Here is a 12,742-nt window from a genome sequence, read left to right on the forward strand (position 1 = left end):
CCCTCATGGCATGTCGGCCACCGCCAGCGCGTACCTCGCCCGGCCCGGGCGTCCCGCCGTGGTCCCGCGCACGCTCGACGAGCTGGCCGGCCCCACCGGGGGCATCGTCGAGCTGCCGGTGCGCCTGATGTGGAACAGCGAACGCGCCTTCGACCTCGCCGACCCCGACGAGCTGCTCTGGATGTACGAGAACGTGCTGCGCGAGACCACCCGGGTGACGGACCTGCGGGAGCTGATCCACGCTCCGACGCTGCGCCGGGTGTGGCCGCTGCTCAACCTGCCGCGCGGCGTACGCCTGGCCTGGGAGGGCCGGCACCGGAGCCTGCGTACCGCGTGACGCATCCGCACGACTTCTACCGGGAGGTGGCCCGGGTGGCGCTCGCCGCCGCCGGCCCGCACCGGTTCGTACTCGGCGGCGGGGTGGCCTGGGCCGCGCACGGCCTGGTCACCCGCCCGACCGAAGACGTGGACCTGTTCGCCGATGTGGAGGGCGCCGCCGCCGCGGCGGCGGCCGACGTGCGCGCCGCCCTGGAACGGGCCGGCTACCGGGTGGACGAGGCGGACCCGGGCGGCCTGGGCGAGGTCTTCGACGGCTTCGACCGGGACCTGCGGGACTTCGTGGTGAGCCGCGGCGGCCGGCAGATCCGGCTCAGCCTGGCCCGGCTGGACCGGCACCGCAGCCCGGTGGTGATGGACTTCGGTCCGGTGATGGACGTGCGGGACCTGCTGGCCAACAAGACCGCCGCGCTGGTCAACCGCCGGGAGGTACGCGACTACATCGACGTCGCCGCCGCGCTGGACCGCTACCCGGTGGCCGAGCTGCTGGAGCTGGCCCGCCAGGTGGATCCGGCGCTGGAGGACGTGGACGTCCGGGCGGCCGGCCGCTACCTCGACGGGCTGGCCGACCGCCGGTTCAGCCGCTACGGCCTGGACGCGGCCCGGATCGCCGAGGTGCGCCGCCGGATGTCCGTCTGGCCCCGCTGACTCGGCGGGACCGGACGACGCACCGACGGGTCACTTCGTCGGCCTGCCGCCGGTGACGCCGAGGATCTCCCCGCGCGGCCGATGCCGGAGTCACCGCCTGTTTGCCGGTGCGGGGGTGGACTGCTGCCGCTCGGCGACATCTGGGGGTGTTGTGGCGTGCGTGACAGCCGGTGGTTATGGTGCGCAGCGGCGCCCACGAGGCGCGTACCCCCATGGAAAGGCACCTCATGACCTCCTCCTCCGGCGCCTCGCGCCGCCAGGTGCTGGCCGTCGCCGCCGCCGCGGCGACCGCTCCGCTGCTCGCCGGCGCGCCCGCCGAGGCGAAGCCGAAGCAGCCGAAGACCTGGGACCTGACCGTCCTCGGCACCTCGGACACCCACGGCAACGTCTACAACTGGGACTACTACAAGGACGCCGAGTTCGACGACAGCAAGCACAACGACGTCGGCGTCGCGAAGCTGGCCACCCTGGTCAACCAGATCCGGGCGGAGCGCACGGGCAAGGCGACGCTGGTCCTGGACGCCGGCGACACCATCCAGGGCACGCCGCTGGCCACCTACTACGCCAAGCAGGAGCCGATCACCAGCACCGGTGAGACGCACCCGATGGCCAACGCGATGAACGTGCTGCGGTACGACGCCGTCACGCTCGGCAACCACGAGTTCAACTACGGCCTGCCGCTGCTGGCCACCTGGATCAAGCAGCTCGGCTTCCCGGCGCTCGCCGCGAACGCGATCAACTCCAAGACCGGCAAGCCGGCCTTCCTGCCGTACGTGATCAAGGAGGTCCGGCTCGGCGGGCACGGCGCGCCGAAGCTGCGCGTCGGCATCCTCGGCCTGACCAACCCGGGCGTGGCCATCTGGGACAAGGCCAACGTCGAGGGCCGGCTGGTCTTCGCCGACATGGTCGCCACCGCGGCGAAGTGGGTGCCGGTGATGCGCCGGCGCGGCGCCGACGTGGTCATCATCTCCGCCCACGGCGGGGACAGCGGCACCTCCAGCTACGGCCCCGAGCTGCCGAACGAGAACCCGACCGCGCTGATCGCCGAGCAGGTGCCCGGCATCGACGCGATCCTGTTCGGTCACGCCCACAACGAGGTGCCGGAGAAGTTCGTCACCAACCTGAAGACCGGCAAGGCGGTGCTCACCTCCGAGCCGTCGAAGTGGGGCCAGCGCCTCACCCGGATGGACTTCACGTTGACCCGGGAGAAGGGCTGCTGGAAGGTCGTCGACTCGTCGGCCACCACGCTGAACACCAACACCGTGGTCGAGGACCCGGCGGTGCTCGCGGCGGTACGCGGCCAGCACGCCAAGACGGTCGAGTACGTCAACCGGGTGGTCGCGCAGTCGAGCGTGGAGCTGTCCGCCGCCGAGTCGCGTTACAAGGACACCCCGATCCTGGACTTCATCAACCACGTCCAGACCGAGGTGGTCACCGAGGCGCTGGCCGGCGGCGCGTACGCGGGGCTGCCGGTGCTGTCGATCGCCGCGCCGTTCAGCCGCACCGCGGTCTTCCCGCAGGGCGACGTGCGGATCCGCGACGTGGCCGGCCTCTACGTCTACGACAACACGCTCGAGGCGGTCGTGCTGACCGGCGCCGAGGTGAAGGCGTACCTGGAGTACTCGGCGAAGTACTTCCTCACCGTGCCGGTGGGCGCCGCGGTCGACCCGGCGACCATCAACGACACGAACGTGCCGGACTACAACTACGACGTGTTCTCCGGCGTCGACTACGACATCGACATCTCGAAGCCGGTCGGCCAGCGGATCACCCGCCTGGTGCTGGCCGGCACCGACACGCCTGTCGCGACGGACGCGCAGTTCGTGGTGGCGGTGAACAACTACCGGCGCAGCGGCGGCGGCAACTTCCCCGGCATCGTGAAGACGCAGGTCTACAACGCGCAGCAGGAGATCCGCCAGCTGCTGATCGACTGGGCGCAGGCCAAGGGCACCATCGACCCGGCCGACTTCTTCGTGCCGAACTGGAAGCTGGTCCGCGAGGGCGTGCCGGTCTTCTGATCCTCGGGCGAGGGCCCCGGCGTCGTACCGGGGCCCTCGCCCTCCCGGTCGCTGCCGTCAGACGGCTTCCGTGGGAATCCCTACCTCACAGTCGAAGACCTGCGCCCAGAAGTTGACGAGAGTCCGCACCGAGCCGGAGTGGACCATGGTTCTTGCGTCTGGCCGAACAATCCACGCCGAACCGTCCGAGAAGACAAACGCCCAGCCGGCAATTCCCTCACCACTCTTGAGAACCAGGATCGTCGGAGTTTCTGCCACCCGGATGACAGGGAGTTCTTCCAGTTCGGGGGTCATCGATGGCGCCCCTCCCCCACCTCGCGCGGATAGACGTTGGATTGATCGACGTAGTGGGTGTCGGGTCGTCCGAGGCCGAAGGCCGGCTCGTCGCGCCCTCTGCGAATGAGGTCTACGAGGCCTACCAGGTGTGTTCTCATGATCCCCTTTCCGTACCGGAGGCACTCAGCTTACTCAACCTATAAAGCCTGTAAAGACAATCAGGGGTAGCCGTACATGATCTGAAACGCTGCTGGTTGGCTTCATCCATGCCCTACGAGCAACCACTATGGATGCAGATCAGGGATGACCTACGTGCCAAGATCAAGGCGGGTATCTACCCCACCGGCGCGAAGCTGCCGTCGGTGCGGCTCTTGGCCGAGCAGTACGACACCTCGCACATGACGGTTCGTCGGGCTGTCGACTCGATGATCCAGTCCGACGAGCTGATCGGCCGGGTCGGTCGGGGCATCTTCGTGGCCTGAGAGTCAGCCGCCGGCGCGCAGGTGCCACTCTGACTCGCCGCCGGCCGGATCCGGGCGGTACGGGCGACTGTCGGTCTCGGTCGACTCCGCGCGTTCCTCGGGGCTTGTCCGAGGTGGCAGCTCGCCGAAGCGGACATGCCGCAGGAAGGCGTACTCCTCGTCGGTGAACGACGCGACCGGTTCGCTCATGCCCGCATTGTGCGCCACGCGCGCCAAGACAGCCATAGCGTTCCACTCGCGGGCTGGGTGGAGCACGGGTGGAACGGTATGGGTGTCAAACCGGGCCGGAGACACCCGTGGTGTTCCACCCATGGGCCGGATGACCCGCCACTGGAACGGTATGGGTGTCTTCGCGCCCCGGAGACAGCCACCGTGCTCCACTCGTGGCCCGACCGGACGCGGTATCAACCGCGACGGCAGGGGTATGCCGCCTCGACTGCCGCTGGCGACGAGGTGGAGGGCGACATGCGCGCGGTACGGATGACCGCTCCGGGGGTGCTGGAGCTGACCGAGGTGCCCACCCCGGAGCCCGGCCCCGGTGAGGTGCTGCTGCGCGTCGGCGCGGTCGGCGCCTGCCACTCCGACCTGCACATCCTCGACGCCGAGGCGGGGATGTTCCCCACCCCGATGACGCTGGGCCACGAGATCGCCGGCACGGTGGAGGCCGCCGGTCCCGGCGTGGACGGCTGGTCGCCCGGGGACCGGGCGGCGGTCTACGGGATCATCGGCTGCGGCCGGTGCCGGGCCTGCCTGCGCGGCGAGGAGAACCGCTGCCGGGTCACCCCGGTCGGTGGCATCGGGCTCAGCCGCGACGGCGGGCTGGCCGAGCACGTCGTGGTGCCGGCGTCCCGGCTGCTGCACGTGGGCGAGATGGACCTGACCCAGGCCGCGCCGCTGACCGACGCCGGGCTGACCCCGTACCACGCGGTGGAGCTGGCCCGGCCCCGGCTGCGCCCCGGCACCACCTGCGTGGTGATCGGCATCGGCGGGCTGGGGCACATGGCGCTCCAGATCCTGGTCGCCACCACCGCGGTGCGGATCGTCGCGGTGGACACCAACGTCGCCGCACTGGACCTCGCCGACCGGCTCGGCGCCCACCACGTGGTGCGGGCCGGCGCGGACGCGGTGGAGAAGATCCGCGAACTGGTCGGTCCGCCGCCGGACGGCGCGGACGTGGTGCTCGACTTCGTCGGCGCGCAGCCCACCCTGGACACCGCCCGGCAGGTCGTCGCCACCGGCGGTCAACTGCTGCTGGTCGGCCTGGCCGGGGGCACGTTGCCGGTCCGGCCGGTCGCCGACGCGCCGCCCCCGGTGCCGCTGGAGACCGGTGTGGTGGTGCCGTTCTGGGGCACCCGCGCCGAACTCCAGGAGGTCATCGCGCTGGCCCGGGACGGCCGGCTGCACGCCGACGTGCGGACGTTCCCGCTGGACGAGGCGCCCGAGGCGTACGAGGCGCTGCGCCGGGGGGACATCCACGGGCGGGCGGTCATCGTCCCCTGACCGGGGGCAGGCGGTCGATCAGCGCCAGCCCGGCCCGTACCGGCCGCCGGTCGAGCGCCTCGGCGAAGCCGATCCGCCCCTGACAGAACCGGACGAACATCCGCCAGCCGAGCGGGCTGGCCAGCATCGCGTGGAACACGTCCGGTCGCCGTTCGAACGCGTCCAGCAGCCGGTGCCCGGCCCGCATCTCCGGCGTCAGCAGCCGCGCCACCTCCCGGGGGTACGCGTCCAGGTCACCGCCGGCGACCGCCGCGCCGGCCAGCCGGCCGGACCGCAACGCGTAGCTGATGCCCTCCCGGCTCCACGGCTCCAGCAGGCCGGCCGCGTCGCCGACGACGAGCACCCGGCCGTGGCGCAGCGGGGAGTCCTCGGCGCGGCAGCGGGTCAGGTGACCGGAGTCGTGCTCGGGCGCGATCCCGGACAACCCCAGCCGGGCCACGAAGTCGCGCAGGTAGGCGCGGGTCCGCTCGCCGTCGCCGCGGGCGGAGATGACGCCCACGGTGAGCCGGTCACCCTTCGGGAAGACCCAGGCGTACGAGCCGGGGACCCGGCCCCAGTCGAGCAGCACCCGGCCCCGCCAGCGGTCCCGCTCGACGGCGGACACCGGCAGCTCCAGCTCCAGCCCCAGATCGACCTGGCGGAAGCGCACCCCGACGTGTCGGGCGGTCACCCCGGAGGAGCCGTCCGCGCCGACCACCGCACGGGCGCGCACCACGTCGCCGTCGGCCAGCCGCAGGCGTACCTCGTCGGGATCCTGTTCCACGGCGCGGACCGCGACGCCCTCGCGGACCTCGGCGCCGGCGGACACCGCGGCGGCGCGCAGCCGGTCGTCGAACTCCTCGCGGCGGATCATCGTGATCACCGGCGCGCCGTGACGGCGGGTGAACGCGCGTCGCCCGTCCCGGGTGAACGTGACCCGGTCGACCCGGTCCTGCGCGGGTACCTCGATCACGTCGCCGGCCTCGGTTAGCGAGGTGCCGATCAGGCCGCCGCCGCACGTCTTGTACCGGGGGTGGGTCGCCCGCTCGACCACCAACGTCCGCACGCCGGCCCGGGCCGCGGCACGCGCGGCGGAGAGGCCGGCGGGCCCGCCACCGACCACGACGAGATCCCAGATGATCACTGGTGCAGCCTAGGGCACCGGCGGGCCGGGTGGCCCGACACGACCCTCGATCGGGTGGGCATCATCGCCGGTCGGCCGGGTAAGCGCCGGTCGCCGACCGTCCGGCGGCCGGGCGGTCCACGCCGAGGAGGGAAGCGATGCCTCAGGTCCAGTTGTCCGCGGTCGAGGAGCGGGTCTACCAGGCGGTCACCGCGCTGGAGGTGCGGGGGCACGTCCCCTACCCGGACCTGATCGCCGAGGAGGCCCAGATGCCCGAGGAGGAACTGCGCGAGCCGCTGCACACGCTCACCGAGCGGGGACTGCTGCACCGCGAGGACTCGCCGATGACGGGCCTGGACTTCGGGCCCCGCTGGTGCGCGCGCCAGACGGCCTGACCGCCTCGTTTGCCCCACCGGGGTCCGGGTAGCGATCGGGGATGCGTGATCGACGGTCTGTGGGGGGCACGATGAGTGGGGACCGGCCGTCGACGCCGGCGGCGGACACCGGGTACGACGAGCGGCGTCGCTGGCGGGCACTGAGCGTCGGCCTGGTCGCGGCGTTCATGACGCTGCTGGACGTCAGCATCGTCAACGTCGCCGTCCCGTCGATCGACCGGGCGCTGCACGCCACCCCGAGCGACCTTCAGTGGGTGCTGTCCGGGTACGCGTTGACGTTCGGCCTGGTGCTGGTGCCGGCCGGGCGGTTCGGCGACGCGCGTGGCCGGCGGACCGCGTTCGTGGTCGGGGTGGGACTGTTCACGCTGACCAGCGCGCTCGCCGGGCTGGCCACGTCGGCGACCTGGCTGATCGTCGCCCGGCTCGTCCAGGGCGCCGCCGCCGGCATCGTCAACCCACAGGTCAGCGGCATGATCCAGCAGCTCTTCCGGGGCGCCGACCGGGGGCGCGCGTTCGGGCTGCTCGGCGCCACCATCGGCATCTCCACCGCGGTCGGGCCGCTGCTGGGCGGGCTGCTCATCCAGCTCGGCGGCGCCGAGCACGGCTGGCGGTGGGTGTTCTTCGTCAACATCCCGGTCGGCATCGTCGCGATGGTGCTCGGCTGGCGGCTGATCCCCGCCCGGCCCGCCGGGCAGCCCGACCGGCACCGGCTCGACCCGGTCGGCGTGCTGCTGCTCGGCGCCGGGGTCACCGTGATCCTGCTGCCGCTGGTGCAGCGGGAGCAGTGGCAGGGTTCGACCAAGTGGTTGCTCATCCCGCTCGGCCTGCTGCTGCTCGCCGGCTTCGCGTTCTGGGAACGCCGGTACGCCCGGCACACCACACCCCTGTTCGACCTGCGGCTGTTCGGGCTGCGCTCGTACACGCTGGGTTCGCTGATCGGGCTGATCTACTTCGCCGGCTTCACCGCGATCTTCTTCATCTTCACGCTGTACCTCCAGATCGGGTTGGGTTACAGCGCGCTTGTCGCCGGCCTGGCGATCACCCCGTTCGCGCTCGGCTCGGCGGTCGCCTCCGCGCTGGGCGGGCGGGTGGTGACCCGGTACGGCCGGCCGCTGGTCGCGATCGGGCTGCTCGCCGTGGTGGTCGGGCTGGTCGCCACCGACCTGGTGCTGACCGGCGGGCCGCACCAGCACGTGCCGCTGCGTACCGCGCTGCCGCTGCTCGTCGCCGGGCTGGGCAGCGGCCTGGTGATCGCGCCCAACCAGACGCTCACGCTGTCGGAGGTGCCGGTGCCGATGGCGGGCAGCGGCGCCGGCATGCTCCAGACCGGACAGCGGATCGGCTCGGCCGCCGGCATCGCGGCGGTGGGCGCGCTGTTCTTCTCCACGCTGGCCGACAACCGGGGCGACTGGTCGGTGGCGTTCCGGCACTCGCTGCTGCTCGCCGCCGGCATCATCGTGCTGGCGCTGATCGCCGCCGTGGTCGACATCGTCGCCGGCCGCCGGGTGAAAGGCCGGGCCCCCCGTTAACGCCTCCGGTAGAGCAAGGCGCCCCGCTTGACACCCACCGCGCACGCGAAGGCCGGCACCCCGGTCCGGGGTGCCGGCCTTCGCGCCGTCTTACTTGGTCCAGTGCTTGCCGACGAGGTCGGTGGCCTGCTTCTCCCACTGCGCGTACGCGTCCGGGTAGGCCGACACCTGCACCGTCTGCGCGGCCTTGGTCAGCGGCATGTCCTGCCAGCCGTCGACCTGCTTCAGACCCTTCAGGAAGGCCAGGGTCGAGTACTCCGGGTCGGTGATCTGCTCCGGGGTGCCCCAACCCGAGGAGGGGCGCTGCTGGAACAGACCCAGCGAGTCGTGGTCGTTGCGGTCGCCGAGGTGGCCCAGGTTCTCCAGCTTCGACTCCTGCAACGCGGTCGCGATCGAGATGACCGCGGCCCGCTCGGGCAGCCCGGCCTTCTTCGTCGCCGCGATGATCGCCTTGACGTTGGCGGTCTGCTCGTCGTTCAGGTTGATCGTCGACTGCTCACCCTGCACGCTCGCCACCGCAACCGGCTTGCCGGCGGTGGCCGCGTGCGCGGACTCGACATGACCGGCGATCGGACCGGCGAACACACCACCGGTGAAAGCCAGACCAGCAATACCCAGCACGCTCTTACGCAGCATCGTGTTCATGGCGGGGGCTCCATTCGGGGGTCAACGCACCGGGGGGTGCGGGCACCGTCAGGCGCACAACAAAGTTCTCGGGGGATCCGGCTGCTCGCGGGGCGGGGGCCTCGACGCGGCGCCGGAAGTATGTGCAACGACCGGGGACCCACCGTCATTCCCGGGCGGGGATCGGCGGGTGCTTGCCTTCCTCGGCCGTGCACCGGGATACAACGCCGCGACCCCCCGACCCATTCCACCGCCAGCGTGCCGCCCACCACCACCCAACCGGACAAACCACCCACCAGGTCCGTTCGGGAGCGCACCACCCGGCGCCTCGGAGCGCCCGGGACACCCGTGGCGTTCCACCCAACGTCGCGAAGGGAACACCTCGGGCGTCCGAGCACTGTGCGGGCGTCGACCGGCTGTCGGACAGACGGACCGGCCGGCCCCGAATCGGGGCCGGCCGGTCACGGGCGACGTCTCACCAGAGCTGCTGGACGATGTCCGCCGCCTGCTCCTCCCACTGCGCGTACGCGTACGGGTAGGCGGACACCTGGACGGTCTGCGCCGCGCTGGTCAGCGGCAGGTTCTGCCAGCCGCCGACGTTCTTCAGCGCGCCGAAGAACGCCTTGCTGGCGTACTCCGGGTCGGTGATCTGCTCGGACGTGCCCCAACCGGACGACGGACGCTGCTGGAACAGACCCTCCGAGTCGTGGTCGTTGTACGCGCCGAGGTGGCCCAGGTTGTACAGCTTGGACTCCTGCAGGGACGTGGCGACGCCGATCACGGCGCCCCGCTCCCCCACGCCGGTCTCCTTGGCCGCCCGGACGATGGCCTTGGCGTTGTCGAGCTGCGCGTCGTCGAGCGGGATGCGCGACTGCGCGCCCTCGACGCCGTGCGGCACGAGCTTCTCCCGGGCGGGCCGGTCGGCCTTGGTGGGCACCTTGTCGCTGCCCGTGGTCAGGCCGGAGGTGGCGGTCTTCTTGCCGGTGGCCAGGTCGATGGCGGCCTTGGCGCCGGCGTGGGGTCCGCTGGTCACCGGCGCGGCGACGGCGGTGGGCGCGAAGGCCAGTCCGCCCAGGGCGGCCACGCCCGCGACGGCGAGTGCGGCGCGACGGTTCTGGGCGACGACGGTGGTCCTCGCGACGGCGGTCTTCGCGATGGCGGGGAGCCATCGAGTGAGGTGCTGCTGCACGATGGTTGCCCTTTCGATCGTTACGACGCGCTCCGGGGTGAGCGCCCCTCGGGGGTGCCGGCACCGGTCGGGTGCCGGCGTACCGGGGCACAACCAGGCCGGCCTGTCGGTCATTCCGGAGATGTCGGGTGGGCGCGGAGGCTGCGGTCCAGGTCACTCCGCGAGCGCGGGGAAACGGGACGATCAGGCCGGGCCGCCGAAACGGACCAGGACGTGCCAGAGCTGCTTGAGGTGCTGCCAGGTCAGCTCCGCCGGTCCACGGTCGGCCCAGCGGTGCGGCTCGCGTACCAGCGACGCGGCGGCCCGGCCGATCAGGGCGGCGTGCAGCGGCTCCCCCGGCCGGCCGAACTCGGCGTGCACGCGGACGGCCAGCGGCGGGATGTCCGGGCCGCGGAAGTCGGCGTCGACGCCGTCGACGGCTAGCTGGAAGCCGCAGTGCCAGCGCAGCGGGAAACCGTGCCGGTGGGCGAGACCGGCGAGGCGGCGGCCGGTTCCGGTGTCCCGGAACGACGGGTCGGCCACGAGAGCCTCGACGTCACGGGCGAGGCTCAGCTCGCCGTGCACCTGGGCCTCGATGTAGTCGTCGAGCGCGCGACCGGCCCGCTCGGAGGCCCGCTCCCGGCGGGACAGCAGCGTCCGCAGCAGCGTGCCGGTGTCCATCCCGGACACGCCGAGGCTGACGCCGGTGCCGGCGGTGGCGACCAGCAGCGCGGCGAGGACCGGTTCGAAGACGGTGGCGGTGCCGACCTCGGTCGGCCCGAGATGACTGTCCCCGAAGGTGAACGTGGTCCGGGCCACCACCTCCGGGCGCAGCCGCAGGTGGCAGGAGCCGAACCGGGGGCAGGCGCCGTCGGGATGGTCGAGCAGGTTGAGGCCGCCGTACTTCGGACGCTCCGCGGCGGGCACGCCCGGACGCTGGTACGCGCCGCCGAACATCGCCTCCTCCCAGCGGTCCCGGTCACCACCGGGGAACGCGGTGAGCCCGCCGTTGCCGATGCCGGTCTCGAACTGGCTGCGGTACACGCCCTCGTCGTCGAGCGCCTCGACCACCGTCCGGCCGTCGTGCAGCAGCCGGTCGGGGTGGAAGTTGACGGTCAGCCGGCCGTACCCGGTCACCACCGCGCCGACCTCGTCGCCGCGGAGGTCGGCTCCGGAGCCGGCGAGGTGTTCCGCGATCACGGCGAGCGCGGCCGGGCGGTCCCGCAGCGCGACGCCGCGCACGTGTCGCAGGGCGGCGGACTGCGCGGCGGTCAGCGTCGGTCCGGGCATGCCGGCGAGTATCGCCGGGCCGGGCCCGCCGGGCCAGAGGAATTCCGCGAGGTACGACTACCGACCTGAGGTACGGCTACCGACCGGTCGCGCCGAGGCGGGCGAGCAGGTGCGCGTTGCCGCCGGTGGCGCCGAGCTGGCGCAGCAGGTGCTCCAGGGCGGCCTGCCGGTCCAGCGTGGACAACGCGGACCGCAACGCGCGCAGGCGTTGCCGTTCGAGGTCGGACAGCAGCGCCTCCTCCCGCCGGGTGCCGGAGGCGCGCACGTCGACCGCCGGGAACGTACGCCGGTCGGCGAGCCCCCGGTCCAGTTTCAGCTCCGCGTTGCCGGTGCTCTTGAACTCCTCGAAGATGAGCGTGTCGGCGGCCGAGCCGTTCTCCACCAGCGCGGAGGCCAGGATGGTCAGCGAGCCGCCCTCCTCGACCGCGCGAGCCGCCGCGAGCAGTTGTTTGGGCGGGGTGAGCGCGGCCACGTCGATGCCGCCGGAGAGCGTACGCCCGGCGGAGCGCACGGTGAGGTTGTAGGCGCGGCCGAGCCGGGTCAGCGAGTCGAGCAGCACGACCACGTCCTGCCCCAGCTCGACCAGGCGCTTCGCCCGTTCGATCGCCAGTTCCGCCACGGCGGTGTGGTCCCGCGGCGGGCGGTCGAACGTGGCGGCGACGACCTCGCCCTTGATCGACCGGGACATGTCGGTGACCTCTTCGGGTCGCTCGTCCACCAGCACCACCATCAGGTGACAGTCGGGATGGTTGGTGGTGATCGCGTTCGCGATGGCCTGCAACACCATCGTCTTGCCGGCTTTCGGCGGTGCCACGACCAACGCCCGCTGGCCCTTGCCGATCGGCATGACCAGGTCGATGACCCGGGTGGTCAACACGTGCGGCTCGGTCTCCAGCCGTAGCCGCTCACGCGGGTGCACCGGGGTGAGCTGGTGGAAGTCGCGGCGCCGCCGGGCCGGCCCGGCGTCGAGGCCGTTGACGGTGTCCAACCGGTCCAGCGGGACCGGCCGGCCCGGGTGGGACTCGCCGGTGACCGTGCCGGTGACCAGGTCGCCGCGGCGCAGACCGTACCGGCGGACCTGGCCGGCGCTGAGCGTGACGTCGGCGGTGGACGGCAGGTATCCGTCCACCCGGAGCGTGTGGTGCCCGCCGACGGTGTCGAGGACACCGCTGACGGGACGGTGCGCGGGAATCATGGGTGGCCTTTCGTCGGGAGTGGTGTCGGCGGACGCGGACACCGGGGAACGGCGCGGGTCGGGACCGGCCCGGCGCGGGCCGGGGGCGGTGTCACCGCGACGGAGGAGCCGGCCGGTCGGACAGCCGAGCGGTGGAGAAGCCGCTCGGACAGCCGAGCGGCGGAGAGGGCGGTCGGTGA

At 72.5% G+C, this 12,742-nt stretch carries 13 protein-coding genes and 1 pseudogene; 7 read left to right on the plus strand and 7 right to left on the minus strand.

Translation table 11 applies throughout. From position 1 onward, the window contains the following. Nucleotides 1-10 precede the first annotated feature (10 nt). The 3 genes from TPA0908_RS23585 to TPA0908_RS23595 all read left to right on the plus strand — a co-directional run bounded on the left by TPA0908_RS23585 (nucleotide 11) and on the right by TPA0908_RS23595 (nucleotide 3,002). A complete protein-coding gene (locus TPA0908_RS23585) occupies nucleotides 11-337 on the plus strand; it encodes a hypothetical protein (RefSeq protein ID WP_281941358.1) in 327 nt (108 codons plus the stop codon). After that, a complete protein-coding gene (locus TPA0908_RS23590) occupies nucleotides 334-984 on the plus strand; it encodes a nucleotidyl transferase AbiEii/AbiGii toxin family protein (RefSeq protein ID WP_281941360.1) in 651 nt (216 codons plus the stop codon). Before TPA0908_RS23585 ends, TPA0908_RS23590 begins: the two co-directional genes overlap by 4 nt. Before the next feature lie 227 nt (nucleotides 985-1,211). Beyond that, nucleotides 1,212-3,002, plus strand: a complete 1,791-nt coding sequence (locus TPA0908_RS23595) for a bifunctional metallophosphatase/5'-nucleotidase (RefSeq protein ID WP_281941361.1) — start codon at nucleotides 1,212-1,214, stop codon at nucleotides 3,000-3,002. A 57-nt stretch (nucleotides 3,003-3,059) separates the two neighbouring features. Here the strand turns inward: TPA0908_RS23595 and TPA0908_RS23600 are convergent, their stop codons facing one another. Further along, entirely contained in the window at nucleotides 3,060-3,296 is a 237-nt protein-coding gene (locus TPA0908_RS23600) for a hypothetical protein (RefSeq protein ID WP_281941364.1), read from the minus strand. 248 nt (nucleotides 3,297-3,544) lie between these two features. On the opposite strand from TPA0908_RS23600, the gene TPA0908_RS23605 reads away from it, so the two are divergent. After that, entirely contained in the window at nucleotides 3,545-3,760 is a 216-nt protein-coding gene (locus TPA0908_RS23605; protein ID WP_281941365.1) for a GntR family transcriptional regulator, read from the plus strand. 3 nt (nucleotides 3,761-3,763) lie between these two features. On the opposite strand, the gene TPA0908_RS23610 is transcribed toward TPA0908_RS23605, so the two are convergent. Beyond that, nucleotides 3,764-3,949 carry a hypothetical protein gene (locus TPA0908_RS23610; RefSeq protein WP_281941366.1) on the minus strand — a complete coding sequence of 62 codons (186 nt, stop codon included), beginning with the start codon at nucleotides 3,947-3,949 and terminating at the stop codon, nucleotides 3,764-3,766. Nucleotides 3,950-4,225: 276 nt separating this feature from the next. Here TPA0908_RS23610 and TPA0908_RS23615 point away from each other — a divergent pair, with 276 nt between their 5' ends. Further along, a complete protein-coding gene (locus tag TPA0908_RS23615; protein ID WP_281941367.1) occupies nucleotides 4,226-5,260 on the plus strand; it encodes an NAD(P)-dependent alcohol dehydrogenase in 1,035 nt (344 codons plus the stop codon). On the opposite strand, the gene TPA0908_RS23620 is transcribed toward TPA0908_RS23615, so the two are convergent. Continuing rightward, nucleotides 5,247-6,383, minus strand: a complete 1,137-nt coding sequence (locus TPA0908_RS23620) for a geranylgeranyl reductase family protein (RefSeq protein WP_281941368.1) — start codon at nucleotides 6,381-6,383, stop codon at nucleotides 5,247-5,249. The two genes, TPA0908_RS23615 and TPA0908_RS23620, sit on opposite strands and share 14 nt — an antisense overlap. 137 nt (nucleotides 6,384-6,520) lie before the next feature. On the opposite strand from TPA0908_RS23620, the gene TPA0908_RS23625 reads away from it, so the two are divergent. Further along, nucleotides 6,521-6,757, plus strand: coding sequence for a hypothetical protein (locus tag TPA0908_RS23625; RefSeq protein ID WP_281941369.1), 237 nt, complete (start codon nucleotides 6,521-6,523; stop codon nucleotides 6,755-6,757). A gap of 71 nt (nucleotides 6,758-6,828) precedes the next feature. Then, nucleotides 6,829-8,286 carry an MFS transporter gene (locus tag TPA0908_RS23630; RefSeq protein WP_374709243.1) on the plus strand — a complete coding sequence of 486 codons (1,458 nt, stop codon included), beginning with the start codon at nucleotides 6,829-6,831 and terminating at the stop codon, nucleotides 8,284-8,286. Between the two features lie 90 nt (nucleotides 8,287-8,376). Here the strand turns inward: TPA0908_RS23630 and TPA0908_RS23635 are convergent, their stop codons facing one another. The 4 genes and pseudogenes from TPA0908_RS23635 to rho all read right to left on the minus strand — a co-directional run. After that, nucleotides 8,377-8,931, minus strand: a complete 555-nt coding sequence (locus tag TPA0908_RS23635; RefSeq protein ID WP_281941372.1) for a hypothetical protein — start codon at nucleotides 8,929-8,931, stop codon at nucleotides 8,377-8,379. Between the two features lie 454 nt (nucleotides 8,932-9,385). Continuing rightward, the gene (locus tag TPA0908_RS23640; RefSeq protein ID WP_281941374.1) at nucleotides 9,386-10,099 is read right to left on the minus strand and encodes a hypothetical protein; all 714 of its coding nucleotides are present in this window, start codon (nucleotides 10,097-10,099) and stop codon (nucleotides 9,386-9,388) included. Nucleotides 10,100-10,282: 183 nt separating this feature from the next. After that, nucleotides 10,283-11,368: a DUF3626 domain-containing protein gene (locus tag TPA0908_RS23645; protein WP_281941376.1), complete on the minus strand. Its 1,086-nt coding sequence runs from the start codon at nucleotides 11,366-11,368 to the stop codon at nucleotides 10,283-10,285. A 76-nt stretch (nucleotides 11,369-11,444) separates the two neighbouring features. Then, nucleotides 11,445-12,545, minus strand: a pseudogene (rho, locus tag TPA0908_RS23650) (transcription termination factor Rho); the annotation flags it as partial. Nucleotides 12,546-12,742: the final 197 nt, after the last annotated feature.

This window comes from Micromonospora sp. AKA38 (assembly GCF_027925725.1).
Lineage (GTDB): Bacteria > Actinomycetota > Actinomycetes > Mycobacteriales > Micromonosporaceae > Micromonospora.

Coding starts and splice junctions, on each gene's coding strand:
- TPA0908_RS23615 (WP_281941367.1), top strand. CDS start 4,226: ATGCGCGCGGTACGGATGACCGCTCCGGGGGTGCTGGAGCTGACCGAG.
- TPA0908_RS23585 (WP_281941358.1), top strand. CDS start 11: ATGTCGGCCACCGCCAGCGCGTACCTCGCCCGGCCCGGGCGTCCCGCC.
- TPA0908_RS23610 (WP_281941366.1), bottom strand. CDS start 3,949: ATGAGCGAACCGGTCGCGTCGTTCACCGACGAGGAGTACGCCTTCCTG.
- TPA0908_RS23595 (WP_281941361.1), top strand. CDS start 1,212: ATGACCTCCTCCTCCGGCGCCTCGCGCCGCCAGGTGCTGGCCGTCGCC.
- TPA0908_RS23600 (WP_281941364.1), bottom strand. CDS start 3,296: ATGACCCCCGAACTGGAAGAACTCCCTGTCATCCGGGTGGCAGAAACT.
- TPA0908_RS23625 (WP_281941369.1), top strand. CDS start 6,521: ATGCCTCAGGTCCAGTTGTCCGCGGTCGAGGAGCGGGTCTACCAGGCG.
- TPA0908_RS23605 (WP_281941365.1), top strand. CDS start 3,545: ATGCCCTACGAGCAACCACTATGGATGCAGATCAGGGATGACCTACGT.
- TPA0908_RS23635 (WP_281941372.1), bottom strand. CDS start 8,931: ATGAACACGATGCTGCGTAAGAGCGTGCTGGGTATTGCTGGTCTGGCT.
- TPA0908_RS23645 (WP_281941376.1), bottom strand. CDS start 11,368: ATGCCCGGACCGACGCTGACCGCCGCGCAGTCCGCCGCCCTGCGACAC.
- TPA0908_RS23630 (WP_374709243.1), top strand. CDS start 6,829: ATGAGTGGGGACCGGCCGTCGACGCCGGCGGCGGACACCGGGTACGAC.